This window comes from Kitasatospora sp. NPDC033851 (assembly GCF_055576085.1).
Map to the genome: position 1 here is coordinate 579006 of NZ_JBVIRL010000002.1, position 23985 is coordinate 602990.

A 23985-nucleotide genomic window follows, 5' to 3' on the forward strand; every position below is an offset into this window, starting at 1 on the left:
AAGATCGTCCGGAGGAACTCCGGCCGTCCTGTCGCATCGGCGGGCGCGCGGTTCGTGCCGCGCGCCCACCTCTCGCTCGGTTGAGGCTCAGGCTCAGCCGAGGCGCGCGACGAGGTTCCGGTACTCGTCCCACAGCTCCTTCGGGGTGTGGTCGCCGAAGGTCTCCAGGTGGGCCGGCACGAGGGCGGCCTCCTGGCGCCAGATGTCGGCGTCCACGGTGAAGAGCAGGTCGAGGTCGTCCTGGGTCAGCTTCAGGTCGCCGAGGTCGAAGCCCTCGACGGTCGGCAGCACGCCGATCGGGGTCTCGACACCCTCGCCGGTGCCCTCCAGGCGCTCGACGATCCACTTGAGCACGCGGCTGTTCTCGCCGTAGCCGGGCCACACGAAGGCGCCCTCGGCGTTCTTGCGGAACCAGTTGACGTAGTAGATCTTCGGCAGCTTGGCGGCGTCCGCCTGGGCGCCGACCTTCAGCCAGTGGGCGAAGTAGTCACCCATGTTGTAGCCGCAGAACGGCAGCATCGCGAACGGGTCGCGGCGCAGCTCGCCGACGGTGCCCTCGGCGGCGGCGGTCTTCTCGGAGGCGATGTTGGCGCCGAGGAAGACGCCGTGCTGCCAGTCGAAGGACTCGGTCACCAGCGGGACGGCGGTGGCGCGGCGGCCGCCGAACAGGATCGCCGAGATCGGCACGCCCGCCGGGTCCTCCCACTCGGGGGCGATGGTCGGGCACTGCGCGGCCGGGACGGCGAAGCGGGCGTTCGGGTGGGCGGCCGGGGTGCCGGACTCGGGGGTCCAGTCGTTGCCGCGCCAGTCGGTCAGGTGCGCCGGGGGCTCCTCGGTGAGGCCCTCCCACCACACGTCGCCGTCGTCGGTGAGGGCGACGTTGGTGAAGACGGTGTTGCCCCAGAGGGTCTCGATGGCGTTGGCGTTGGTGTCCACGCCGGTGCCGGGGGCGACGCCGAAGAAGCCGGCCTCGGGGTTGATGGCGTAGAGGCGGCCGTCGGCGCCGAAGCGCATCCAGGCGATGTCGTCGCCGATCGTCTCGACCTTCCAGCCCGGGACGGTCGGCTGGAGCATGGCCAGGTTGGTCTTGCCGCAGGCCGACGGGAAGGCGGCCGCGACGTACTTGGCCTCGCCGTTCGGCGGGGTGAGCTTCAGGATGAGCATGTGCTCGGCCAGCCAGCCCTCGTCACGGGCCATGGTCGAGGCGATGCGCAGCGCGTAGCACTTCTTGCCGAGCAGGGCGTTGCCGCCGTAGCCCGAGCCGAAGGACCAGATCTCCTTGGTCTCCGGGAAGTGCGAGATGTACTTGGTGCTGTTGCACGGCCACGCCACGTCGGCCTCGCCCTCGGCGAGCGGGGCGCCGACGGTGTGCACGGCCTTGACGAAGTCGCCGTCCTCGCCGAGCTGGTCCAGCACGGCCCGGCCCATGCGGGTCATCACGCGCATCGACACGGCAACGTAGGCGGAGTCGGTGATCTCGACGCCGTACGCGGCCAGCGGGGAGCCGACCGGGCCCATCGAGAAGGGCACGACGTACATCGTGCGGCCCTTCATCGCGCCGCGGAACAGGCCCTGCTCGCCCTGGAAGACGGCCCGCATCTCGGCGGGGGCCTTCCAGTTGTTGGTCGGTCCGGCGTCCTTCTCCTGCTCGGAGCAGATGTAGGTGCGGTCCTCCACGCGCGCGACGTCGGTCGGGTCCGAGGCGGCGTAGTAGGAGTTGGGGCGCTTCTCCTCGTCGAGCTTCTTGAAGGTGCCCTGCGCCACCAGCAGGTCCGCGAGGCGGTGGTACTCGTCCTCGGAACCGTCGCACCACTCGATGCGGTCCGGCTGGGTGAGCTCGGCGATCTCGCTCACCCAAGCCAGCAGCTGCTTGTGGTGGGTGGGCGCGGATGCGCTGAGAGCAGAGATCTCGTACGACACGATCGCTCCGTTTCACGCCATCTCGGCGAAGAGACGGCGTTGCGGGGGTCTGAGGGTGCTTGCAGCGTAGCTCCGGGCTCAAGGCCGGAACGCCCCGAAGCGTCGAAATTGACGCATCTTTTACTACTGTAAGTACGGTTACCCATCGGTAACAGGTCGCTCACGTCCCGGACGGAGTGCGCGGGACCACACTCCAAATACTCCAAAACGTCCAAGAGTGATGATCGCCACTTCCTACGCGCGAGTAACCTACGGATCCGTAGGTCGCCGGTAACATGCTGTCCATGACTGCTGCTGCGCTCGCTGAGAGCCTCGCGGAGGGCCCTGCCGAGAACAGGGAGAGCAAGCCCAAGTGGCGCGGCTGGCTGCACGCCGCGATGTTCCCCGCCACGGTGGCCGCCGGGATCGTGCTGATCTGCCTGGCCGACTCCACGCCCGCCAAGATCGCCTGCGCGATCTACTCGGTCAGCGCCTGGCTGCTGTTCGGGGTCAGCGCGGTGTACCACCGCTTCAACTGGGGACCGCGCGGCGACGCCGTGCTGCGCCGGCTGGACCACGCGAACATCTTCCTGATCATCGCGGGCACCTACACGCCGTTCACGATGCTGCTGCTCAAGGGCGCGAACCAGCAACTGCTGCTCTGGGCGGTCTGGGGCGGCGCGCTCGCCGGGATCGCGTTCCGGGTGTTCTGGGTCGGCGCGCCGCGCTGGCTGTACACGCCGGTGTACCTCGCGCTGGGCTGGGCCGCCGCGTTCTTCCTGCCGGACTTCCTGCACACCGGCGGGGTCGCCGTCCTGGTGCTGATGATCGTCGGCGGGGTGCTCTACAGCATCGGCGGCGTGGTGTACGGGCTCAAGCGGCCCAACCCCTCACCGCGCTGGTTCGGCTTCCACGAGGTGTTCCACGCCTTCACCCTCGGGGCGTTCATCGTGCAGTACGTCGGCGTCTCACTGGTGGCGTACAGCACGGCCGGCTGAACCCGGCGCACCCCGACGGGCGGTCGAACGGTCCACGGACCGGGCGGCCGCCCGTTCGGCCGTCCAGGGCCGCTCGTACGGCGCCCGGCCCTGCGGGCGGCGCGCGTACGGCTGGCGGTCGGCCGCGCCGGACTCCGGCCGGGGGCCGGGTTCCTGGTGCTCGTGACTCTCGTGCTGCCCGTGCTCCGCCGGGTGCCCCTGGGCTCCCGCGCGCGTCGGCGCTGACGACTCCGACGCCGACGACTCCCGCGCCATCGGCTCCGGCCGAACCGTCCGGGCCGAGCGGCCGCGCGACTGCCGGGCGTCCAGTGCCTCCCGGGCCCGGCGGCAGCGCTCGCAGTGCGCGGCGTCCGGGATGCCGCGGCGCGGGCGGTGCCGGACCGGGGAGGGCCGACCGTGCTGGGCGCGCCAGCGACGGCCGACGTAGACCATGAGCAGCACGGTCTCGATCCCGGCGACCCCCAGGACCAACAGGGCCCCGTTGATCAGATAGGCCGCGACCACGGCCAGCGCGGAGGCCACCACCACCGCCGCACCCCACACCTGGGCGCTCGCCTGCTTGTCGTCCGTGTCGGCCACTTCGGCTCCCCTTTCCCCGGTGCCGGGCTCGTGGTCGGCGCCTGCCGCCCCACCCCTTCTCCGCTCTCGGCACGCGTCGGCCAGCACTGACCGATTGCCACATGGTATCTACCGTCAGTCACTCCCGACTGCCCACGGGGGGCGAACGACAGATCAACGTTGCGTCAATTCCTTGTGTGGAAGCAGCACTTACAGGACGCATCACAGAGCGTTACAGTGCGGTGACAGCATCATCATATTGACGGTGACCATCTTTTGAGAGTTACTGTCATTTGAGAGAAACTGCCGACAGAGGGTCCTGGAGGTCACCGTGCCCGCCGCCCCGCCCAGTCCCGCCACCGCCACCGCCACCGCCCCGGCCGTCGCCACCGCCGACCGGCGCCGCCGGCTCGCCCTGATCGCCGTCGCCCTGAGCGTCCTGGTGATCAGCTTCGACATGACGATCCTCAACGTCGCCCTGCCCACGCTCGCCTCGCAGCTGCGGGCCACCACCGGCCAGCAGCAGTGGATCATCGACGCCTACACCGTGGTCTTCGCCGCCGTGATGCTCCCGGCCGGACTGCTCGGCGACCGGTTCGGCCGCCGCCGCACACTCACCGCCGGCCTCGCGCTGTTCGGCCTCGCCTCCGCCGTCGGGATGCTCACCGACTCCCCCACCACCCTGATCGCCGCCCGCGCCGGCATGGGCCTGGCCGGCGCGCTGGTCATGCCGATGTCCCTGGCGGTGATCCCCGTCCTCTTCCCACCCGCCGAACAGCGCCGGGCCACCGCGGTCCTGGCCGCCGCGCTCTCCGCGGGCGCCCCGCTCGGGCCGCTGATCGGCGGCTTCCTCCTCCAGCACTTCTGGTGGGGCTCGGTCTTCGCGATCAACATCCCGCTGACCGTGACCGGCATCGTCGCCTGCGTCCTGCTGCTCCCCGAGAGCCGCAACCCCGCCGCGCCCCGGATCGACCTGCTCGCCACCGTGCTCGCCGCCGCCGGACTGGGTGCGCTCACCTACGGCATCATCGAAGGCTCCGAACGCGGCTGGGCCGACCCGCTGGTGACCGGCACGCTGGCCGGCTCGGTGCTCGCCCTCACCGTCCTGGTGCTGCGCAGCCGTCGCCGGCCCGAGCCGATGCTCGACCTCGCCCTGCTCGCCGACCGGACCTTCCGCTGGTCCTCCGTCGCGGCCACCCTGATCTCGTTCGTCCTGTTCGGCGCCTTCTTCGTGCTGCCGCTCTACTTCCAGAGCGTGCTCGGCACCGACGCCCTCGGCAGCGGCCTGCGGCTGATGCCGATGATGCTCGGACTGATGGTGGCCGCCAAGCTCACCGACCCGCTGGTCACTCGGATCGGCGCCCGGACAGTGATCACCCTCGGCCTGGCCCTGCTCGCCGCCGCCCTGCTGTTCGGCAGCCGCACCGGCGCCGGGGACGGCTACGGACGGGCCGCGCTCTGGCTCGGCGTGCTCGGGATCGGGATGGGCCTGTCGCTGATCACCGCCCAGGCCTGCGCCCTGGTCACGCTGCCGCCGGCCCGCGCCGGAGTCGGCTCCGGACTTCTGCAGACCCTGCGGCAGGTCGGCGGCGCGCTCGGCATCGCCGTCTTCGGCAGTCTGCTGTCCGGGGCGTACCGGAACGCGCTGGACACCGGCGGCCTGCCGGCCGAGGCGGCGCACCGGGCCGGAGAGTCGGTGGTCGCCGCCGACGCCGTCGCCCGGGCCGGGGGCGGGCCCGCGCTCAGCGCCTCCGCGCACGCGGCGTACGTGCACGGGATGGGGGTGGTGCTGCTGCTCGCCGGGCTGGTCGCGGTGCTCTCGGCGGTGCTGGTAGCGGCCCGGATGCCCACGGAGCCCGCTGCCGCCACCTCGGCCGACACCGGAGATCACGGATAATCGGACGCATGACTCGCCAGCAACCGACCGCGGCCCTCCCGGACGCCCCGACCAACCCGGTCCAGGCGCTACTGGAGGCGCCGCTGTCGCTGCGCGAGCGCAAGAAGCTGAAGACCCGCCAGAGCATCCGCCGTGAGGCCTACCGGCTGTTCTCCGAGCAGGGCTACGAGAACACCACGGTGGAGCAGATCTCCGCCGCCGCCGAGGTCTCGCCGTCCACCTTCTTCCGGTACTTCGCCACCAAGGAGGACCTGGTCCTCTCCGACGAGTACGACCCGGCGGTGATCGCCGCCCTGCTGGAGCGGCCCGTCGACGAACCCTTCCTCACCTCCTGCCGGGAAGCCATGATCGGCCTGATCCGCGAGCTGCTCCAGCACGAGCGCGACGAGCTGTACACCCGGATGCGGCTGGTCACCGAGGTCCCCGCGCTGCGGGCCGGACTGCACCGGAGCAGCAACAACCCGCAGGTGCTGTTCCTCACCGTGCTCACCCGGCGGGCCGGCGTCGAGGAGCCCACGTACGAGATGCGGGTCACCTCCGCCGCCATCGCCGCCGCCACCGCCGAAGCCCTGCTGCAGTGGGCCGCCGGCGGGGGCCGGGAGGACATCGCGGACCTGGTCGACCGCACCTTCGCGATGCTGGAGAGCGGCTTCGCCGGAGTGTGAGCGGTCGCGGTAACCGGGGTGTGAGCGGTCGCGGTAAGAGGGGACAGGCAGCGGGGCCCGGGCCGCTCGGCCGGGCCCCGCTCCCCCTCACCCGCGGCGGACGCCCGTCCTCCGCCGCAGGACGGCGCCCGCGCCCGCCAGCGCGGTGGCGCCGAGGGCCGCGACCGCCGTCACGGCCGGCAGCGCCGCGCCGCCGCCCGTAGCCGACTCCGCCGCCGGTTCCGGCGCGGCCACCTGCTGCACGGCGGCGTCCGCGGCGTCGGCAGCGGCGCCGGCTGCGGCGTCCGCCTGGTAGCCGCCGCCCCTGCCCGCCCGGTCGTACGCCGAGCCGGGCAGCTTGTCCCCGTACCGCTGGTGGACCAGCTGCTGGTACGCGGCCAGCGTCACCCCGTCCGCGCCCACCGAGCGCCGGGCCTCGTCGTCCAGCGGCAGCACCCGGCCGTCGCGCAGCACGTACCAGGCGTTGACCTGCGGCTCGCGGAAGGCGGTGCCGCCGCCGCTCGCCGCCTTCGCCGCGTAGTCGCTCTCGTCGCCGCCCGAGGCGATGTTCACCACCCGCCAGGCCTCGCCCTGCCGGACCGTCCAGACCGAGGCGGTCTGCCCGTCCGCCGCGACCACCTTGCTGGCGGTGAACTCGGCCTTCGCCACCGGTGCGCCCGGGGTGCCGGCCACGAAGCCGGCGTCCAGGACGTACACCGGCACGGTGTCGCCGGCCAGCCGCGGCGCGGACGCGCTCGCCTCCCGCGCCTCCTCGGCGGCACCGAGGGTCAGCTGCTGGGTCGGCGGGACGCCCTTGCGGGCGAAGAAGTGGCCGACCTTGTCGAGGACGGCCGGGTCCAGGACCGCGCTGCGGGCCTGGTCGAGCTCGGCGGCGGGCACCGGCGCTGGGGCCGGGGCGGCCGACCCGGGGGCGGCGGCATGCGCGGCCGGGGCGAGCGCCAGCGCGAGGCCGGCGGTGAGCAGGGCGCCGACGGCGGCCCGACGGAGGTTACGGCTCTCGGTCATGGTCGCCCTCACGCGCCGATCCGGTACAGGGAGTGGGTCCACGAGAACGTGTCGTTGTTCACGTAGTACCAGTAATCCGCCCAGTTGTAGCGGTAGTTGGACGGCCACGGGTCGCCCCAGTAGACCCAGTTGTTCCCGGTGTCGTAGCCGTAGAGGACGTGCATGTGCCCGCCGCCGGAGCTCCACTGGATGCGGGTCTCGACCGGCCGGTTGGCGTCCACCTCGGCCTGCACGGTGCTGTAGCGCAGGTAGCCGGTGACGTACGAGCCCGGGTTGATGCCGACCCAGTCCAGCCCGTTCTGCACATCGGCCAGCGTGGCCTGGCTGTTGGGGCAGCCGGAGTCGGACGCGCGGCCGAACGCGGCGTTGCAGAACTGGTTCTGGCTGTAGTTGTAGCCGAACCAGGTGGCGATGGTGTTCCCGCTCGCCGCCCAGCACCAGTTGGTCTGCTGTTGCTGCTGCATGGTGATGTTGAGCTTCTTGTACGTGCCGGCCAGATCGGCCGTGCTGCCGGGCGCCGCCGCCTGGCGGACCTGGTGTGGGGCCCGGTCCTGGGCGGGGGCGGCGATCGCGGGCGCGGCCACCGCGGCGGTGAGCGCCGGGCCCAGCACGCCGAGGGCGAGCAGCGAGACCGCGCGGCGCAGCCGTATCCGTGGAACTGGCATGGGGGAATGCCTCCTTGCACGAGTGGAGCGAGGTGCTGTGTGGGGGCGCGGTCCGGATCGCGCCCCGAGCATCGCGCCTGGCCGCAGGCGGGTCAACGGCCTTCGGACGGGCCCGGGCCGGAGTGTGAACGGCCGGGCGCGGATGTGAACGCCGCCCGGGAAACCCCCGCGCAGCAGGCGCGGACCGGTGACAAACCGCCGTACCGATGTGAATATTCACGGTCAAAAGCCGGTCCGTCCGCGCCTCAGGAGGCCGCCATCCACCGAAGCGACCCAGCCGACCTCGCCGCCGCCCTGCGCACCGGCCCGTTCCACCTCGCCCTGCGCACCGCCATCGCCGTCCGGGGCCTCGCGCTGCACCGGATCCGCCGCCACCTCGCGCTGCGCGGCGTCAATGTCGGCCTCACCAGCCTCAGTTACTGGCAGCAGGGCCGCCGCCGGCCCGAACGCCCCGAGTCGTTGCGGGCCGTCGCCGCCCTGGAGAACGTCCTCGACCTGCCCGAGCACTCCCTCACCCGGCTGCTCGGTCCCCGCCGCGCCGTCGGCACCGCGCCCGCCGGCCCACCCGTCCGGCCGTACCGCGACCTGATCTCCCCCGCCGCCGCCGTCGACGACCTGCTCTCCGCCCTCGCCGGGCCGCGCGACACCGGCCTGCACACCGTCACCCACATCGAGCGCATCCGGATCGGCCCCGACCGCCAACTCGCCCGCCGCGACTCCCAGCACGCGCTGCGCGCCCACCGCGACGGCATCGACCGCTACCTCGCCCTCTACCAGGGCGACCCGGGCAGCGACATCACCCGCGTCGGCGTCCGGGCCGAGGAGAACTGCCGCCCCGGCCGCATCCGCCGCGACCAGGCCCACCACCTGCTCGCCGCCGAACTGCTCCTCGACCGCCGGCTACGCGCGGGCGACACCCACCTGCTCGGCTACGGCTTCGACGACGCGCCCTCCCCGGACCCCAGCTGCGAGTACGTCCGCGGCTTCAACTCCGGCGCCGGCCAGTACGTCCTCCAGGTCACCTTCCACCCCGACGCCCTCCCCGTGCGCTGCCACCGCTTCGCCCTCCACTCCCCGGGCGAAGCCCCGTACGAGACCGAGGAGCTGACCCTCGACGGCCACCACTGCGTCCATCTCGTCGCCACCGCGCTGCGGCCGTGCATCCTGGGGATCCGCTGGGACTGGGAGTGACGGGCGGGCGCCGACGAGGGCCGGCTGCGAGCGATCGTCGGCCGCCGCAACTCCCCTACCGCGCCGGGAAGTCCATGATCAGGCAGTCCTCCACCGGCAGGTACCCGATCTGCCGGTAGATGGAGTTGCTGGTCGGGTTGGCCAGGTCCGTGTACAGCAGCACCTCGTCGGCCCCGCAGGTCAGCACATGGGCCGAGGCGGCAGCCGTGACGGCGCTGCCGTAGCCGTGGCCGCGGTGCTCGGCGGGGGTGTAGACCGGGCCGATGCGGGACATCCCGACGAGCACCGGGCTGGTTCCGGCCAGCGCGACCGGCCGGCCGCCGTCCTCCCACAGGTGCAGTCCGCCGGCCGCGGTCTTCTCGTCCACCGCCCGCGGCACGTCCGGCAGTCGGACCTTGGCCTCGGCCCGGAACTCCTCGTACCAGCGGATCGCCAGCTCGCGGTCGGCCGGCTCGGCGAGGCGGTGCCGGCCCGCGGGCGGGCGCGGCGGGTCGGTCAGTCGGCCGAGCCGGTAGAGCCGTTCCTCGAAGCGGACGGACTGCTCGGCGCCGGTGGCCGCCGTCCACGCGGCGGCGAAGGCGCGGACCGCGACGGCGCCCCCACCGATCCCGTTGACCGTCGTGAACCCGGCCCCGGCGGCGGCCAGTTCGACCGCCAGCTCGGCGGCCGCGGCCTCCGGCAGGAAGGACAGCCGGGGGTCGAACGGCGGCGTCTGCAGGAAGGCGCCCGCGACCGGGCCGCCCTCCTCGGCCCGCCACCAGCCGAAGACCGGCGGCTCGCCGAACACGTCCAGCCCGGACTCGGCCAGCCGGTGCGCAATGGTGAGCAGGACGGTGTTCTCGGCGGGGCGGGCGGCGAGAAAGGCACCCGCCTGGGCGCGGAAATCGTCGAGGGAGGTACTGAAAGTCCAGGTCATGGACCATGGTCGCCCCGGCCCGTCCGCTCCCGCCAACGATTATCCGGCCGCCGCGCCGAGCCCCCTTCGCCCCGTGGTCGCCGCTATCGGACCGCCGTACCCAGCCGCTCCGCGAGCACCGTCGGGTCGGTGGTCGGCGCGTCGCAGGCGAAGTGCCGGCAGACGTACGCCGCGGGAGCCCCACCGACCAGCGGCCGGTCCGCCAGCAGCGGCACCTCGGTCTCCCCCGGCTCGCCCACCGCGACCACCGCGCCCGGCGCCGTCGCGAGCAGTGCCGCCCGCCGCAGCGCGGCGGTGGCCGGGTCCCCGGCCGGGCCGACCACGGCGACCTCGCGCGGCCCGTCGAGCAGCGCCTCCGCCACGGCGAGGCCCCAGCCGATGAACCGCGGTGCCCGCCCGGCGAGCGCGCCGACGACGCCGAGGGCCCGCTCGGCGGCCGTCCGGTGCCGGTCGGAGCCGGTGTACGCGGCGTAGGTGAGCAGGGCGCCGGCGGCGGCCGTCCAGCCGGACGGGGTGGCGTTGTCGGTCGGGTCCTGCGGGCGGCGGATCAGCTCCTCGGCGTCGTCGGCGGTGTCGTAGAGCGCACCGGAAACCTCGTCGGTGAAGTGCTTGAGGATGGTGTCGAGCAGGCCGCCGGCCAGTTGCAGCCACTCCGCCTCGCCGGTGACGGCGTACAGCGCGAGGAAGCCCTCGGCGGTGTCCGCGTAGTCCTCCAGCACGCCCGCGTTGGCGCCGGCCCGGCCGTCCCGGGAGGTGCGCAGGAGCCGGCCGTCGGAGGTGAGGTGGACGGCGAGCAGCAGGTCGGCGGCGCGTTCGGCGGCCTCGACCAGGTCAGGCCTCTCCAGCAGCGCGCCGGTCTCGGCGAGCGCGGCGATGGCGAGGCCGTTCCAGGCGGCGACCACCTTGTCGTCCCGGGCGGGTGCGGGCCGCGCCGCACGGGCTTCGGACAGCCGGGCGCGGATCGCCTCGTACTCGGCGAAGTCCTCGGGTTCGGCGAGGAGTTGGAGAACGGAGGTGCCGTGCTCGAAGGTGCCCTCGGCGGTGACGGTGAACAGCCGGGCGGCGGTGGCCGCGTCGGCGGGGCCGAGCAGGTCGACCAACTGGCCGGGCTCCCAGGCGTAGTAGGCGCCCTCGGCGGGCTTCCCGGTTTCCTCGTCCAGGCTGTCGGCGTCCAGCGCGGAGGCGAACGCGCCCTCGGGCGTGCGGAGTTCGCGCAGCAGGAAGTCCGCTGTGGACAGTGCGACCCGCCGCGCGAGCGCCGAGCCGGTCGCCCGCCACAGGTGCAGGTAGGCGCGCAGCAGCAGGGCGTTGTCGTACAGCATCTTCTCGAAGTGCGGCACCACCCAGCCGGCGTCCACCGCGTACCGGGCGAAGCCGCCGCCGAGCTGGTCGTGGATGCCGCCGCGGGCCATCGCCTCGCCGGTGCGGACGGCCATCTCCAGGGCCGCCTCGGAGCCGGTGCGCGCGTGGTGGCGCAGCAGGAACTCGACCACCATGGCCGGCGGGAACTTGGGCGCGCCGCCGAAGCCGCCGCGCGCCTGGTCGAACTCCCGGCTGAGGGTCACCAGTGCCTGGTGCAGGTCGGCCTCGCCGGGCGGGTTGTGGGTGCCGGCCGAGTAGACGGCGGCCCGTTCGGCCAGCTCGGCGCGGATCCGTCCGGCGACCTCGCCGACCTCCTGCCGGCGGTCCCGCCAGGCGGCGTCCACACCCTCCAGCACCTGCCGGAAGGACGGCATCCCGTGCCGGGGCTGCGGCGGGAAGTACGTGCCGAAGTAGAACGGCTCCTTGTCGGGCGTGAGGAAGACCGTCATCGGCCACCCGCCCTGCCCGGTCGCGGCCTGCACCGCCTCCATGTACACGGCGTCGACGTCCGGGCGCTCCTCCCGGTCCACCTTGACCGCGACGAACCGCTCGTTCAGGTACCCGGCGAGCCCGGCGTCCTCGAAGCTCTCGTGCGCCATCACGTGGCACCAGTGGCAGGCGGCGTACCCGACCGACAGCAGCACCGGTACCCCGCGCCGCCGTGCCTCCTCGAACGCCTCCGGCGCCCAGGGCCACCAGTCGACCGGGTTCTCGGCATGCTGCAGCAGGTACGGCGAGGTCGCGTCCGCGAGACGGTTCGGCATGCCCCCATCCTCGCGCATCAACGGGCGGCGGGGCGCCGGTGACTCACTCCTTCGGAGCCTCCGGCTCCTCCGCGAAGTCGACCTTCTTGAACTGGCGGTTCATGGACTTGACCAGGAACCAGGTCGCCACGCCGAGGGCGGCGAAGACGACGAAGCCGAGGAGGCCGGGGGTGACCTTGGCGTCGTCGACGGCGAGGTCAGCGGCGAGGTGGACGAGGTTCACGGAGGCACTCATATCTCTATGGTGGCCCGGCTCACAGGGAGCCGGGCCATCGGGGGGTGGTTCAGTCGCGCGTGTCGGCGGCCTCGGCCGCCAGGGTGGGGGTGCGCAGGCCGGCGAAGAGGTCGTCCTCCGGCAGGTCCACGTCGACCAGGGTACGGGCGAGCTCGTAGTCCTCGGTGGGCCAGACCTCGCGCTGGACGTCCAGCGGGACGCGGAACCACGGGCCGTCCGGGTCGATCTGGGTGGCGTGGGCGATCAGCGCGCGGTCGCGGGTCTCGAACCAGTCGTCGCAGCGGACCCGGGTGGTGATCTCGCGCTCCTTGCGGCCGCTCTTCTCCCAGCCCGCGATCCACTCGCCGTACGGCGACTCGTGGCCGTGCTCGGTGAGGTACTGGTGCAGGGCGCGGATGCGACCCATCGGGAAACCGTGGTTGTAGTACAGCTTCAGCGGCTGCCAGGGCTCGCCGGCCTCGGGGTAGGCGTCCGGGTCGCCCGCGGCGTCGAAGGCCAGCATGGTGATCTTGTGGGTCATGATGTGGTCGGGGTGCGGGTACCCGCCGTTCTCGTCGTAGGTCGTGATGACCTGCGGCTTGAACTCGCGGATCAGCCGGACCAGCGGCTCGGCCGCCTCCTTGACGTCCTGAAGGGCGAAGCAGCCCTCCGGCAGCGGCGGCAGCGGGTCGCCCTCGGGCAGGCCGGAGTCCACGAAGCCCAGCCAGGCCTGCTTGACGCCGAGGATCGCCCGCGCCTCGTCCATCTCCTTGCGCCGCACCTCGTGGATGTTCTCCTCGATGTACGGGTCCCCCTGGAGCTTGGGGTTGAGTACCGACCCGCGCTCGCCCCCCGTGCAGGTGGCCACGAGCACGTCCACACCCTGCTCGATGTACATGGCCATGGTGGCCGCGCCCTTGCTGGACTCGTCGTCCGGGTGGGCGTGCACCGCCATCAGTCGCAACTGCTCAGTCAACGCCTTGCGTTCCTTCCACATCATCGGGCACCAACCGCTCACTACGGGACCGCGTCGCCGCGGGGCCGGCCGGCCTTCGGAAGTCGTCGATCCCGGCCGAGCCCCGCCCCCGCCGGACCGGCCGCGGGCGTGTCCCTCCTATAGTGACGGACTGGAGGTCCGTCGCATTCCCCGCACCACCCCGCACGGCCCCTCCCCAGGAGAGGACAGAGTCCGATGACCGCAGAGACCACCGCCGCCCGGCTGCCCGAGGGACGCTACGGACGTGGCGGCAACCGCGACTCGGACCGCCGCCTCAGGGTGGTCGGCGCGGTCTGCGGCGTGCTGGGCCTGGGGCTGATCGCCTGGCTGGGCGGCTCCTACCTGCTGCGCGAGACGAAGATCAACGGCTCGGTCCCGACCTTCCAGGTGCTCTCCGACTCCGAGGTGCAGCTGCACCTCACCGTGAGCAAGAGCGACGGACAGGCCGGCACCTGCACGGTCCGCTCGCAGGGCGACGACCACGCGGTGGTCGGGGTGGCCGACTTCCCGGTCCCGGCGGCCGGCTCCAGCTACGACGCGACGGTCACCCTGCGCACCACGTCGCGCGGCACCACCGCCGAACTGCTGGGCTGCACGCCCGCCAAGTAAGCCCAAGCCGAGTAAGCCCAAGCCCAAGCCCAGTAAGCCCAAACCGAGCGGGGCGCATACGAGTGGCGCGGATACGGGTGGGGCGCATATTCGATCGGGCGAGCGGGCATCCGTAGGAGGTCCCGCTCTCCGTCCTGTACACCGCGGCGTAACGCCACCGTCAATGGCGCGCCGGCGCCTCTCCCGCTTGTCGGCAGGACTTGTTAGGCTCGTGGTTTCGCCCCTTCCGCACCGGATGGTACGGGAGCGGGCGTTGCTTTGTAGTTGAGACCGATATCACCACCAACCCTGCTGACGACCCACACGCTCAGCGCAGCCCCAGCACCGACGAGGAGCACCCGTGACCCAGACCAGCGAGAACGTGACCTGGCTCACTCAGGCCGGTTACGACCAGCTCAAGGCCGAGCTGGATCACCTGACCGGGCCCTGGCGCATCGAGATCGCCCAGAAGATCGAGGCGGCGCGCGAGGAGGGTGACCTCAAGGAGAACGCCGGCTACCACGCGGCGAAGGAGGAGCAGGGCAAGTACGAGCTGCGCATCCGCCAGCTGACCCAGCTGCTGGAGCGCGCCAAGGTCGGCGAGGCCCCGGCCGACTCGGGCGTGGTGGCCCCGGGCATGGTCGTCACGGTCGCCTTCGACGGCGACGAGGACGACCTCATGGAATTCCTGCTCGCCTCCCGCGAGGTCGCGGGCGCCGACGACCTGGACGTCTACTCCCCGCAGTCGCCGCTGGGCCGCGCGATCGACGGCAAGCAGATCGGCGACGAGGCCACCTACGATCTCCCGAACGGCAAGCCGGCCATGGTGAAGATCGTCAAGGTCGTGCCGCACGCCGGCTGATCCGGCCCACGACGCCGAGGGCGGCCGCGGAGTCGACTGACTCCGCGGCCGCCCTTTCCGTTGTCCGGGCGGTGCCGGCTCAACCGGTGGACGAGCGGTACTTGCGGACCGCCAGCCACGAGAACACCGCCGTGATCACGACCGACCACAGCACCGACACCAGGGCCGCGTGCTGCATCGGCCAGGCACTGTCCACCGGCCCGACCTGGTTGCCGAACAGCACCCGGCAGGCCTGGACGGTGGCGCTGAACGGGTTCCAGTACGCGATCCCCTGCAGCCAGCCCGGCATCGAGGCGACCGGCACGAAGGCGTTGGAGACGAAGGTCAGCGGGAACAGCCAGATCAGCCCGGCCGAGGTGGCCGCCTCGGGGCTGCGCACCGACAGGCCTATCAGCGCGCCGATCCAGGAGAAGGCGTAGCCGAGCAGGAGCAGCAGGCCGAAGGCGGCGAGCGCGTTGAGCACCCCGTCGTGGATCCGCCAGCCGACCAGCAGCGCGACCAGGCCCAGCACGATCACGATGAACCCGGTCTGGACGAGGTCCGCCAGGGTGCGGCCGACCAGCACCGCCGAGCGAGCCATCGGCAGTGAGCGGAAGCGGTCCACCAGGCCCTTGGTCATGTCCTCCGCGATGCCGGCCGAGGCCCCGGCGGTGGCGAAGGTGACGGTCTGGGCGAAGATGCCGGCCATCAGGTACTGGATGTACGTGTGGGAGCTGGAGTCCGCCCCCGGGATCTTGATCGCCCCGCCCATGACGTACGAGAACAGCAGCACGAACATGACCGGCTGCATCAGGCCGAAGACGACGATCTCCGGGATGCGGGTCATCCGGCGCAGGTTGCGCTTGGCGACCACCCAGGAGTCGTGCAGGGCGGCGGCCAGCCCCCGGCGCTGTCTGGGCATCGGCGCGCCGATGGCGTGCTCGGTGGCGGCGCTCATCTCAGCTCTCCTTCCCGGCCGCGACGGCCTGCCTGTCCGGTCCCCGGCTCCCGGCGTCGTCCGCGTCGTCGGCCTTGCCCTTGCCCCGGCCGCCCCGGCCCCGGCCCTTGGGGTCGGAGCCGCCCTCCTGGTCCGCCTGCTCGGCGACGTGGCCGGTGAGGGTGAGGAAGACGTCGTCCAGGGTCGGGCGGCGCAGCCCGATGTCGTCGATCTCGATCCCGCGGGTGTCCAGTTCGCGGATGGCGTCGGCGAGCACCCGGGCGCCACCGCTGATCGGCAGGGTGATCCGGCGGGTGTTCTTCTCCACCGCCGGCTCGCTCAGCGCGTAGCCGGACAGCGCCGCGACGGCGTCGGCGACCAGGCCGGGCTCGTGCACCACGACCTCGATCCGCTCGCCGCCGATCTGGGCCTTGAGCTGGTCGGCGGTGCCGCGCGCGATCACCCGGCCCTGGTCGACCACCGCGATGTCGTGGGCGAGCCGGTCGGCCTCCTCCAGGTACTGGGTGGTGAGCAGCAGCGTGGTGCCCTGTTCGACCAGGGTCTCGATGACCTCCCAGAGCCCGAGCCGGTTGCGCGGGTCGAGACCGGTGGTCGGCTCGTCCAGGAACATCACCGGCGGGCGGACGACCAGCGCGGCGGCGAGGTCCAGGCGGCGGCGCATGCCGCCGGAGTAGGTCTTGGCGGTGCGGTCCTTGGCCTCGGTCAGGTTGAACCACTCCAGCAGCTCCAGCGCGCGGGCCTTCGCGTCGCGGGTGCTCATCTGGTAGAGCTCGCCGACCATCGTGAGGTTCTCGAAGCCGGTCAGGTACTCGTCGACCGCCGCGTACTGACCGGACAGGCCGATCAGGCTGCGGACCCGGTCGGGGTGCTTGAGCACGTCGACGCCGGCGACCACCGCGTGGCCGGAGTCGGGGCGGAGCAGGGTGGTGAGGACCCGCACGGTGGTGGTCTTCCCGGCGCCGTTCGGGCCGAGCAGCCCGAGCACCGTGCCCTCGGGGACGTCGAGGCTGACACCGTCCAGGGCTCGTACGTCGCCGAAGGTCTTCACCAGGTTCTCGGCTTGGATGGCTGGCGCCATGGCCTGCCTCATCTCCTCGGACGTCTGGAGCGATCTGTCCCACTTTGCCCCGCTTTCGGGCGCGCGGGCGACCCGATTCTCGACCCGCGGGACTCGAACGCGATGTATCGCGAGCTTCCCAGGATGCGATATATCGCGTCAAGGGATGCAGCTCCGCCATCGTTCCAGGGAGAACCGGCATCCCACCGCAGCAACGACCGGCAATCAGGCCCCGAGCCACCGGCAACTGGAAACCCGGTGGCCACTCCCGCCCCACCGGCCCCGGCCGACGCCCGTCGGACGCCCGCCCGACGCCCCGAACGACACCCGACCGGAGACCCGGCGGCTAGCCGGAGACGACGTACCCCGAGTCCCGCAGCTCGCCTACCACCGCCGCGCAGTGCTCCGGACCCTTGGTCTCCAGGTGCAGGTCCACCTCGACCTCGGTCAGCCCCAGCTTCGGGTCGATCCGGACGTGCGCCACGTCCAGCACGTTGGCGTCCAACCTGGTCAGCACGCCCAGCAGGTCCGCCAGCGAGCCCGGCTTGTCCGCCAGCCGCACTCGCAGCGACAGGTAGCGCCCGGCCGCCGCCAGCCCGTGCCGCAGCACCCGCTGCATCAGCTGCGGGTCGATGTTGCCGCCGGACAGCACCGCCACCACCGGGCCCTCGAAGGAGTCCGGCTGCTCCAGCAGCGCTGCGATCGGGGCCGCCCCGGCCGGCTCGACCACCAGCTTCAGCCGCTCCAGGCCGAGCAGCAGGGCCCGCGACAGCGCGTCCTCGGAGACCGTGCGGATGCCGTCCGCCAGCGTGTTGATCACCTCGAAGGGGATGTCCCCCGGGCGCCCGACCATGATCCCGTCGGCCATGGTGGCGAAGTGCTCCAGCGACACCGGCCGCCCGGCCACCAGCGAGGGCGGGTACGCGGCCGCGCCGGCCGCCTGCACCCCGACCACCCGCACGTCCGGCCGCAGCGGCTTGACCGCCGCCGCGATCCCGGCCAGCAGCCCGCCGCCGCCCACCCCGACCAGGATGGTGCGCACCTCGGGGCACTGCTCCAGGATCTCCAGCCCGACCGTCGCCTGGCCGGTGACCACGTCCCAGTGGTCGAAGGGGTGGATGAACACCGCACCGGTCGCGTCCGCGTACCGCTGCGCGGCCTGCAGCGCCTCGTCCACGGTGGCGCCGTGCAGCCGTACGTCGGCGCCGTACTCGCGGGTGGCCGCGACCTTCGGCAGCGGCGCCGCGACCGGCATGAACACCGTCGAACGCACCCCCAGCAGCGAGGCCGCCAGCGCCACCCCCTGGGCGTGGTTCCCGGCGCTCGCCGCCACCACCCCGCCGGCCCGCTGCACCGGTGAGAGCCCCGCGATCCGCACGTACGCCCCGCGCAGTTTGAACGAGCCGGTGCGCTGCAGGTTCTCGCACTTCAGGTGGACCGGCGCGCCGATCAGCCCGGACAGGTGCCGGCTGCCCTCCATCGGGGTCACCCGGGCGATCCCGGCGAGCATCTTCTGGGCGCCGCGGACGTCGTCGAGGGTGATCGGCCAGTTGTGCATGTCCCCCAGGTTAGAGGCCCGGACGGTGGCAATCCGGGACGCCGGGCCTGTTCCCGGGTCCGCCGCGCCCGCGTACGCTGCTGCTTCTGAGCCTCACTCACCGCACGACGATCGTGAGCCGCGATGACGACGACCTCGCCCCAGGCCACCGACCGCACCGACCCCGTGCACACCCAACTCCAGTACCAGCTCGCGGTGTTCGCGCGCCGCATGGAACAGGTCCGGACCTCCGGCGGCGGGGTCGGGACACTGGACCGGGCCGCCTACCTGCTGCTCGACCGGCTGGAGCGGCACGGGCCCGCCAACGTCAAGGCACTGGCCGAATCACTGGGCGTGGACTCCTCCACGGTGACCCGCCAGGTCGCCCCGCTGGTCGCCGCCGGACTGGTCGGCCGGGTGCAGGACCCGGCCGACCGCCGCGCCGTACGGCTCGCACTGACCTCCCTCGGCGCCGGCCGGCTCGACGAAGTCCGGGACGGACGGGCCGAGTTGACCCGCCGCCTGGTGGCCGACTGGCCGCCGGAGGAGCAACAGGCGTTCTGCGCCCTGCTGGCCCGCTTCAACCACGCGATGGAGTCGTACACGGCGGACCAGCAGGGCCAACAGACTTAGCCCAGCGCCTGCTTGAGGTCCGCGAGCAGGTCGTCGATCGACTCGATGCCGACCGAGACGCGCACCAGGTCGGACGGCACCTCCAGCGCCGACCCGACCACCGAGGCGTGCGTCATCCGGCCCGGGTGCTCGATCAGCGACTCGACGCCGCCGAGCGACTCACCGAGGGTGAACAGCTGCGCGCGGTTGCAGACCTCGACGGCCGCCTCCTCGCCACCCGCGACCCGGAACGAGACCATGCCGCCGAAGGCCTTCATCTGCTTGGCGGCGATGTCGTGGCCGGGGTGCTCGGGCAGGCCCGGGTACAGCACCTGGCTGACCTTGGGGTGGCTCGCCAGCAGCTCGGCGACCTTCTCGGCGTTGGCGCTGTGCCGGTCCATCCGGACGCCCAGCGTCTTGATGCCGCGCAGCACCAGCCAGGCGTCGAACGGGCCGGAGACCGCGCCCATCGCGTTCTGGTGGTACGCGACCTCCTCGCCGAGGGCCGCGTCGGCCAGCACCAGCGCGCCGCCGACCACGTCCGAGTGGCCGCCCATGTACTTGGTGGTGGAGTGCACGACCGCGTCCGCGCCGAGCGCGATCGGCTGCTGCAGGTACGGGCTGGCGAAGGTGTTGTCGACCACCAGCAGCGCGCCGGCGCCGTGCGCGATCTCGGCGAGCGCGGCCAGGTCGGTGATGCCCAGCAGCGGGTTGGACGGGGTCTCCACCCACACCGCGCGGGTGTTGGGGCGCAGCGCCTCGCGGACGGTGGCCAGGTCCTGGGTGTTGGCCACGGAGAACTCGACGCCCCAGCGGGTCAGCACCTTGGCGAAGAGCCGGAAGGTGCCGCCGTAGGCGTCGTTGGGGATCACGATGTGGTCGCCCGGCTTGAGGATGGTGCGCAGCAGGGTGTCCTCGGCCGCCAGGCCGGAGGCGAAGGCGAGGCCCCGGGCGCCGCCCTCGAGCGCGGCGAGGCACTCCTCCAGTGCGGTGCGGGTCGGGTTGGCGCTGCGGCTGTACTCGTAGCCGCCCCGCAGGCCGCCCACCCCGTCCTGCTTGTAGGTGGACACCTGGTAGATCGGCGTGACGACGGCCCCGGTCTGGGGGTCTGCTTCCTGACCCGCGTGGATGGCGAGGGTCTCGAAGCCCTGGGGAAGCTGGTGCTCGGTCATGAGTCCGAGCCTAATGGCCGTACGCCCGCGCGCCCCCCGGAACGGGAAGCCGGGCCGGACCCGTGGACGGGGCGGGGCTACGGCGGGCACGAACTGCGGTGCGTAGGGCACCGGCAGCCGCTACGATCCCCACCTGCCGTACACATGTTCACCACGCAACAACCGCGCGCCGTCCTGCCGTCGCGCCCCGGGAGGACCACCGCATGGGCGCGCCCCAGCGTTCCACCGGCATGAGCACATCCGTCCGGGCCGTCACGGCCGTGGCCCTGCTCGCCGGTTTCTACCTGCTCGCCCTCGGCATCGTCGCGGGCCTGCTCACCCTCGACATCGCCCTGTTCCAGGCCTCGGGCCACCTGAACCCCGGGCTGATCAAGATCTGGGGGGTGACCGCCGTCATCGGCTACCCGGTGCTCCGGGTGGTGTTCCTGACCCGCCGCCGCACCGACGACAGCGAGCTGCCCGGCGTCCGCCTCACCCGCGAGCAGCAGCCCGCCGTCTGGGGCATGGTCGACCGGATCGCCGAGCGGACCGGCGTCCGCGGACCGGCCGAGATCCGCCTGGTGCCCGAGGTCAACGCGGGCGTGCTGGAGGAGACCAAGCTGCTCGGCCTGGTCCCCGGCAAGCGGCACCTGGTCATCGGCGCCCCGCTGCTGATGGGCCTCACCGAGGGCGAGCTGGAGTCCGTCCTGGCGCACGAGTTCGGCCACTACAGCAACCGGGACGTACGGCTGGCCGCCGTGACGGTCGCCGGGCGCCGCGCCGTCCTGCACACCATCGGCGGTCTCCACCAGCGCGCCGACCTGCACCAGGCCGAGGAGGCCGCCAAGCTCGCCGCCAAGTCGGAGAAGCGGCTGGCCAAGGGCCGCAAGCCCGCCGGCGAGGAGGCCGGCGGCGGTGTCGACCGGGCCCTCGCCAAGCTCTTCACCCTGTACGCCAAGCTCTACTTCCGGCTCTCCGAGGCGGTCGGCCGCCGCCAGGAGTACGCCGCCGATCTGGTCGCCGCCCGGCTGGCGGGCCGGGACGCCACAGCCTCGGCGCTGCGCAAGATGCCGGTGCTGGACTCCGCCCAGGACTTCTACCTCGGCCGCTACGCCACCATCGGCTGGGACGCGGGCCTGCTCCCGCCGCCCGGCCAGGTCTACGGCGGCCTGCTCCACCTGCTGAGCGACCCGAAGCGCCGGCAGGAGCTCGCCGAGTACGCGCTCGAACTGCCCGAGCACGAGCCCGACCCGTACGACTCGCACCCGCCGATCGACCGCCGGGTCGCCGCGATCGAGGCGCTGCCCGACGACGGACGCGGCCCCGGCGCCGACGCACCCGCCCTCGCGCTGCTGCACGACGCCGAGCGGGTGCTGGCCGAGCTGGAGGTCGTCTCGCTGATCCCCGAGGCGGCCGGCAAGCAGCGGGTCGAGTGGCCCGCACTGGTCCGCGGGGCGATGCTGACGCACGCCCGCGAGGCGGCCGCCCCGGCCGGCCGGGCACTGACGGCACTGGGCCTGCCGCCCACCGTCCACGGCCTGCTCGACGCCGTCGACGCCGGCCGGGCCTGGGAGTTCACCGACCGGCTGCCGAAGAGCGAACAGGCCGCCGCCGCCACCGGCCGGGCCGCCCGCGAGTTCGCCCGCCCGGCGCTGCGCGAGGAGCTGGCGCACGCCGCCGTCGTCGCCCTGGCCGAAGCCGGACGGGCCGACTGGGAGCTCTCCTGGTCCGGGCCGGCCGAACTCCGCCTGCCGGACGGCTTCGAGTACGCCTTCGACCCGGCCCTCGACGCCGCCTGCACGGACACCCCGGACACCGCGCCGTTGCGCGCGCTGCTCGCCGGCGCGGGCCTCCCGTCGCCCACCGCCCCGGCCGTCTGACCCACCCGGCTGCCTGACCCCGCCCGGCTCTCTGATCCACCCGGCGGACCGACCCACCGGGCGGACCGGCCGCCACACCTCGGAAGGAGCTTCCTTGATCGGCATCATCGTGCTCGTCGTCGTCGGCCTCGTCCTGCTGTTCCCGGTCGTCATGACCCGGTTGGCCAAGCGCAAGCTGGCCCAGCTGGAGCGGGCCAAGGCCACCATCGCGGCCCACGAGGCGCGGCTCACCGAGGAGGCGCGGGCGAAGAACACCATCACCCCGGCCGACCACGGGCTGCTGCCGGGCAGCGAGCTGGTCCTGGACGACGAGCCCGGCCCCGAGGAGGCGGCCGCGCTCGCCGCCGCGAAGGCGGGCGACTGGCGGCCGGCCGCCGCCTACCTGACCACCGAGGCCACCGCCGACGTCCGCTGGATGCGGCAGCGCGCGCTGGCCCGGCTGGCGGCCGAGGACGACGGCTGGCTGCGCGCCTGGCGCGCGGAGCGGCCGCAGGACCCGGCCGCCGCGCTGGTGCACGCGGACGCCCTGGTGTACCTGGCCTGGAACATCCGGACCTCGGCCCGGTCCCAGCACGTCAGCCGCGAGCAGGCCGCAGGCTTCCACCGGGTCCTGGCCGAGGCCGAGGAGGCCTGTGTGGCGGCCGTCGAGCTCGCTGCCGACGACGACCCCAACCCGTGGGCCGCGCAGATCTCCGTCGCCATGGGCCTCAACTGGTCCAACGACCGGTTCCGGGAGCTCTGGGCGGAGCTGGCCAAGCGCGAGCCGCACCACTGGGCGGCGCACAACCGGGCGCTGCAGTACTGGTGCGACAAGTGGCACGGCAGCCACGAGCTGATGCACGGGTTCGTCGACGCGGCGGTCGCCGCCGCGCCGGCCGGCAGCCTGCTCGCGCCGATGAAGCTGGAGGCGTACTACGAGCAGTTCGGCCAGGACCGGGAGAAGCTCACCGCCTGGGAGCGGCCGGAGGTCGGCGCCGCCCTGGACGCCGCGCTCGCCGACCTGGCGGCCGCGGATCCGGACCACCACCGGATCCGGTACGCGCGCGGCTGGCTCGCGTACGGCCTGACCCGGGCCGGCCGGTCGACCGAGGCGCTGGAGCAGTACCGGGCGCTGGGCCGGTACATCCCGCAGCCGTTCACCGTGATCTTCAACGATCCCCGGCAGGCCTTCGTCGACCTGCGGATCGACGCGGTCCGGGGCGCGGTCGCGGCAGCCGAACAGCAGGCCTGACCGCCACAGGCCTGACCGCGCCCGCGGTCGCGGCCGCAGCGGGCCACGACGGACGGAACCCGACGGCCGCTCCCGGAATCCGGGGGCGGCCGTTCGCGTTGCACACTGCACCAGGTTTCCCGACCCGATGGAGCAGGCCGTGCTGTTCAACCGCCACAAGACCTCGCTCGTCCCCGCCGACCAGGCGCTGCCCGGCCGGGCCGCCCCGTCCTTCGAGCTGCGCGAACCGCACACCGTGCTCGGGCACCCGCTGTCCGGCCCGTACCCGGAGGGCCTGGAGGTGGCCGACTTCGGGCTGGGCTGCTTCTGGGGCGCCGAGCGGACGTTCTGGCGCCTGCCCGGCGTCTGGACGACGCTGGTCGGCTACCAGGGCGGCTTCACCGCCAACCCGACGTACGAGGAGGTGTGCAGCGGGCTGACCGGGCACACCGAGGCGGTCCGGGTGGTGTACGACCCGGCGGTGGTCTCCTACGAGCGGCTGCTGAAGACGTTCTGGGAGGCGCACGACCCGACCCAGGGCAACCGCCAGGGCAACGACGTGGGCACCCAGTACCGCTCCGCGGTCTACACCCACTCGCCCGCCCAGGCCGAGGCCGCCGCGGCCTCCCGGGACGCCTTCCAGCCGGCCCTGACCGCGCTCGGCTACGGCCCGATCACCACCGAGATCGCCCCGGCCGGCCCGTTCTTCCCGGCCGAGCCGTACCACCAGCAGTACCTGTCGGAGGCGAAGAACCCCAACGGCTACTGCGGTCTCGGCGGTACGGGCGCCTCCTGCCCGATCGGCGTGGCCCGCACCCAGGGCTGACCGGGCGTCGGCGCTTCCATGTGACCCGCGCCGGGTTCCGGGCGCAGACTGGAAGGGCCAGCAGGGGCGGGCCCGCCCCCCCCCCCGGGGCGGGGCCCCCCCCCGGGGGGGGGGGGCCCCCCCGGCCCGGGGGGGCGCCCCCCCGGCGCCCCGACCCACGCGGGACGCCCCCGCGCGGGGGGGGCCCGGGGCCA

Annotated in this window: 22 protein-coding genes; 10 read left to right on the plus strand and 12 right to left on the minus strand. The window is 73.1% G+C overall.

Annotated features, from left to right (window positions below; all coding sequences use genetic code 11):
• Positions 1-93 precede the first annotated feature (93 nt).
• Positions 94-1920 (minus strand): phosphoenolpyruvate carboxykinase (GTP), encoded by a 1827-nt coding sequence (locus ACZ51D_RS05750; protein WP_465616780.1) that lies wholly within the window; start codon positions 1918-1920, stop codon positions 94-96.
• Between the two features lie 284 nt (positions 1921-2204).
• On the opposite strand from ACZ51D_RS05750, the gene trhA reads away from it, so the two are divergent.
• On the plus strand, positions 2205-2897 hold the full coding sequence (gene trhA / locus ACZ51D_RS05755; RefSeq protein WP_465616778.1) for a PAQR family membrane homeostasis protein TrhA: 693 nt from the start codon (positions 2205-2207) through the stop codon (positions 2895-2897).
• On the opposite strand, the gene ACZ51D_RS05760 is transcribed toward trhA, so the two are convergent.
• Positions 2868-3476 carry a hypothetical protein gene (locus ACZ51D_RS05760; protein ID WP_465616776.1) on the minus strand — a complete coding sequence of 203 codons (609 nt, stop codon included), beginning with the start codon at positions 3474-3476 and terminating at the stop codon, positions 2868-2870. The genes trhA and ACZ51D_RS05760 overlap by 30 nt on opposite strands.
• A gap of 310 nt (positions 3477-3786) precedes the next feature.
• On the opposite strand from ACZ51D_RS05760, the gene ACZ51D_RS05765 reads away from it, so the two are divergent.
• Positions 3787-5352 (plus strand): MFS transporter, encoded by a 1566-nt coding sequence (locus ACZ51D_RS05765; protein ID WP_465661302.1) that lies wholly within the window; start codon positions 3787-3789, stop codon positions 5350-5352.
• A gap of 8 nt (positions 5353-5360) precedes the next feature.
• Positions 5361-6017, plus strand: a complete 657-nt coding sequence (locus ACZ51D_RS05770) for a TetR family transcriptional regulator (protein ID WP_465661303.1) — start codon at positions 5361-5363, stop codon at positions 6015-6017.
• An 87-nt stretch (positions 6018-6104) separates the two neighbouring features.
• Here ACZ51D_RS05770 and ACZ51D_RS05775 read toward each other — a convergent pair whose 3' ends face one another.
• Entirely contained in the window at positions 6105-7022 is a 918-nt protein-coding gene (locus tag ACZ51D_RS05775) for a hypothetical protein (protein ID WP_465661304.1), read from the minus strand.
• An 8-nt stretch (positions 7023-7030) separates the two neighbouring features.
• Positions 7031-7687, minus strand: a complete 657-nt coding sequence (locus ACZ51D_RS05780; RefSeq protein WP_360506474.1) for a papain-like cysteine protease family protein — start codon at positions 7685-7687, stop codon at positions 7031-7033.
• Between the two features lie 258 nt (positions 7688-7945).
• Here ACZ51D_RS05780 and ACZ51D_RS05785 point away from each other — a divergent pair, with 258 nt between their 5' ends.
• Positions 7946-8878: a hypothetical protein gene (locus tag ACZ51D_RS05785; RefSeq protein ID WP_465616897.1), complete on the plus strand. Its 933-nt coding sequence runs from the start codon at positions 7946-7948 to the stop codon at positions 8876-8878.
• A 55-nt stretch (positions 8879-8933) separates the two neighbouring features.
• Here the strand turns inward: ACZ51D_RS05785 and ACZ51D_RS05790 are convergent, their stop codons facing one another.
• The 4 genes from ACZ51D_RS05790 to mca all read right to left on the minus strand — a co-directional run bounded on the left by ACZ51D_RS05790 (position 8934) and on the right by mca (position 13110).
• Positions 8934-9794, minus strand: a complete 861-nt coding sequence (locus tag ACZ51D_RS05790; RefSeq protein ID WP_465661306.1) for a GNAT family N-acetyltransferase — start codon at positions 9792-9794, stop codon at positions 8934-8936.
• Between the two features lie 83 nt (positions 9795-9877).
• The gene (locus ACZ51D_RS05795; RefSeq protein WP_465616766.1) at positions 9878-11920 is read right to left on the minus strand and encodes a thioredoxin domain-containing protein; all 2043 of its coding nucleotides are present in this window, start codon (positions 11918-11920) and stop codon (positions 9878-9880) included.
• 43 nt (positions 11921-11963) lie between these two features.
• The gene (locus tag ACZ51D_RS05800; protein WP_465661307.1) at positions 11964-12155 is read right to left on the minus strand and encodes a hypothetical protein; all 192 of its coding nucleotides are present in this window, start codon (positions 12153-12155) and stop codon (positions 11964-11966) included.
• Positions 12156-12204: 49 nt separating this feature from the next.
• Complete coding sequence (mca, locus tag ACZ51D_RS05805) at positions 12205-13110, minus strand: mycothiol conjugate amidase Mca (protein ID WP_360506463.1); 906 nt, start codon at positions 13108-13110, stop codon at positions 12205-12207.
• A 216-nt stretch (positions 13111-13326) separates the two neighbouring features.
• On the opposite strand from mca, the gene ACZ51D_RS05810 reads away from it, so the two are divergent.
• On the plus strand, positions 13327-13740 hold the full coding sequence (locus tag ACZ51D_RS05810) for a DUF4307 domain-containing protein (RefSeq protein WP_360506461.1): 414 nt from the start codon (positions 13327-13329) through the stop codon (positions 13738-13740).
• Between the two features lie 340 nt (positions 13741-14080).
• On the plus strand, positions 14081-14581 hold the full coding sequence (gene greA / locus ACZ51D_RS05815) for a transcription elongation factor GreA (RefSeq protein WP_030055385.1): 501 nt from the start codon (positions 14081-14083) through the stop codon (positions 14579-14581).
• A gap of 79 nt (positions 14582-14660) precedes the next feature.
• Here greA and ACZ51D_RS05820 read toward each other — a convergent pair whose 3' ends face one another.
• From ACZ51D_RS05820 to ilvA, 3 genes are all read right to left on the minus strand, one after another.
• The gene (locus ACZ51D_RS05820; protein WP_465616761.1) at positions 14661-15518 is read right to left on the minus strand and encodes an ABC transporter permease; all 858 of its coding nucleotides are present in this window, start codon (positions 15516-15518) and stop codon (positions 14661-14663) included.
• A gap of 1 nt (position 15519) precedes the next feature.
• The gene (locus tag ACZ51D_RS05825) at positions 15520-16596 is read right to left on the minus strand and encodes an ATP-binding cassette domain-containing protein (RefSeq protein ID WP_465616759.1); all 1077 of its coding nucleotides are present in this window, start codon (positions 16594-16596) and stop codon (positions 15520-15522) included.
• Positions 16597-16921: 325 nt separating this feature from the next.
• Positions 16922-18133: a threonine ammonia-lyase gene (gene ilvA / locus ACZ51D_RS05830; RefSeq protein ID WP_465616757.1), complete on the minus strand. Its 1212-nt coding sequence runs from the start codon at positions 18131-18133 to the stop codon at positions 16922-16924.
• 123 nt (positions 18134-18256) lie between these two features.
• Between ilvA and ACZ51D_RS05835 the strand changes: the two genes are divergently transcribed.
• Positions 18257-18745 (plus strand): MarR family winged helix-turn-helix transcriptional regulator, encoded by a 489-nt coding sequence (locus tag ACZ51D_RS05835; protein ID WP_360506448.1) that lies wholly within the window; start codon positions 18257-18259, stop codon positions 18743-18745.
• On the opposite strand, the gene ACZ51D_RS05840 is transcribed toward ACZ51D_RS05835, so the two are convergent.
• Entirely contained in the window at positions 18742-19896 is a 1155-nt protein-coding gene (locus tag ACZ51D_RS05840; RefSeq protein ID WP_360506445.1) for a cystathionine gamma-synthase, read from the minus strand. The genes ACZ51D_RS05835 and ACZ51D_RS05840 overlap by 4 nt on opposite strands.
• Positions 19897-20099: 203 nt before the next feature.
• On the opposite strand from ACZ51D_RS05840, the gene ACZ51D_RS05845 reads away from it, so the two are divergent.
• The 3 genes from ACZ51D_RS05845 (at position 20100) to msrA (ending at position 23791) form a co-directional block, all read left to right on the plus strand.
• Positions 20100-21755: a M48 family metalloprotease gene (locus ACZ51D_RS05845; protein ID WP_465661308.1), complete on the plus strand. Its 1656-nt coding sequence runs from the start codon at positions 20100-20102 to the stop codon at positions 21753-21755.
• Positions 21756-21849: 94 nt separating this feature from the next.
• Positions 21850-22986, plus strand: coding sequence for a hypothetical protein (locus ACZ51D_RS05850; RefSeq protein WP_465616753.1), 1137 nt, complete (start codon positions 21850-21852; stop codon positions 22984-22986).
• A gap of 127 nt (positions 22987-23113) precedes the next feature.
• Positions 23114-23791 carry a peptide-methionine (S)-S-oxide reductase MsrA gene (msrA, locus tag ACZ51D_RS05855; protein ID WP_396287768.1) on the plus strand — a complete coding sequence of 226 codons (678 nt, stop codon included), beginning with the start codon at positions 23114-23116 and terminating at the stop codon, positions 23789-23791.
• Positions 23792-23985: the final 194 nt, after the last annotated feature.

Excerpts from the sequence above, each read along its gene's own strand:
- ACZ51D_RS05770 (WP_465661303.1), top strand. The coding sequence starts at position 5,361 with ATGACTCGCCAGCAACCGACCGCGGCCCTCCCGGACGCCCCGACCAAC.
- ACZ51D_RS05780 (WP_360506474.1), bottom strand. The coding sequence starts at position 7,687 with ATGCCAGTTCCACGGATACGGCTGCGCCGCGCGGTCTCGCTGCTCGCC.
- ACZ51D_RS05775 (WP_465661304.1), bottom strand. The coding sequence starts at position 7,022 with ATGACCGAGAGCCGTAACCTCCGTCGGGCCGCCGTCGGCGCCCTGCTC.
- ACZ51D_RS05845 (WP_465661308.1), top strand. The coding sequence starts at position 20,100 with ATGGGCGCGCCCCAGCGTTCCACCGGCATGAGCACATCCGTCCGGGCC.
- ACZ51D_RS05825 (WP_465616759.1), bottom strand. The coding sequence starts at position 16,596 with ATGGCGCCAGCCATCCAAGCCGAGAACCTGGTGAAGACCTTCGGCGAC.
- ilvA (WP_465616757.1), bottom strand. The coding sequence starts at position 18,133 with ATGCACAACTGGCCGATCACCCTCGACGACGTCCGCGGCGCCCAGAAG.
- ACZ51D_RS05795 (WP_465616766.1), bottom strand. The coding sequence starts at position 11,920 with ATGCCGAACCGTCTCGCGGACGCGACCTCGCCGTACCTGCTGCAGCAT.
- ACZ51D_RS05800 (WP_465661307.1), bottom strand. The coding sequence starts at position 12,155 with ATGAGTGCCTCCGTGAACCTCGTCCACCTCGCCGCTGACCTCGCCGTC.
- ACZ51D_RS05790 (WP_465661306.1), bottom strand. The coding sequence starts at position 9,794 with ATGACCTGGACTTTCAGTACCTCCCTCGACGATTTCCGCGCCCAGGCG.
- trhA (WP_465616778.1), top strand. The coding sequence starts at position 2,205 with ATGACTGCTGCTGCGCTCGCTGAGAGCCTCGCGGAGGGCCCTGCCGAG.
- ACZ51D_RS05820 (WP_465616761.1), bottom strand. The coding sequence starts at position 15,518 with ATGAGCGCCGCCACCGAGCACGCCATCGGCGCGCCGATGCCCAGACAG.
- msrA (WP_396287768.1), top strand. The coding sequence starts at position 23,114 with ATGGAGCAGGCCGTGCTGTTCAACCGCCACAAGACCTCGCTCGTCCCC.
- ACZ51D_RS05810 (WP_360506461.1), top strand. The coding sequence starts at position 13,327 with ATGACCGCAGAGACCACCGCCGCCCGGCTGCCCGAGGGACGCTACGGA.
- ACZ51D_RS05835 (WP_360506448.1), top strand. The coding sequence starts at position 18,257 with ATGACGACGACCTCGCCCCAGGCCACCGACCGCACCGACCCCGTGCAC.
- ACZ51D_RS05840 (WP_360506445.1), bottom strand. The coding sequence starts at position 19,896 with ATGACCGAGCACCAGCTTCCCCAGGGCTTCGAGACCCTCGCCATCCAC.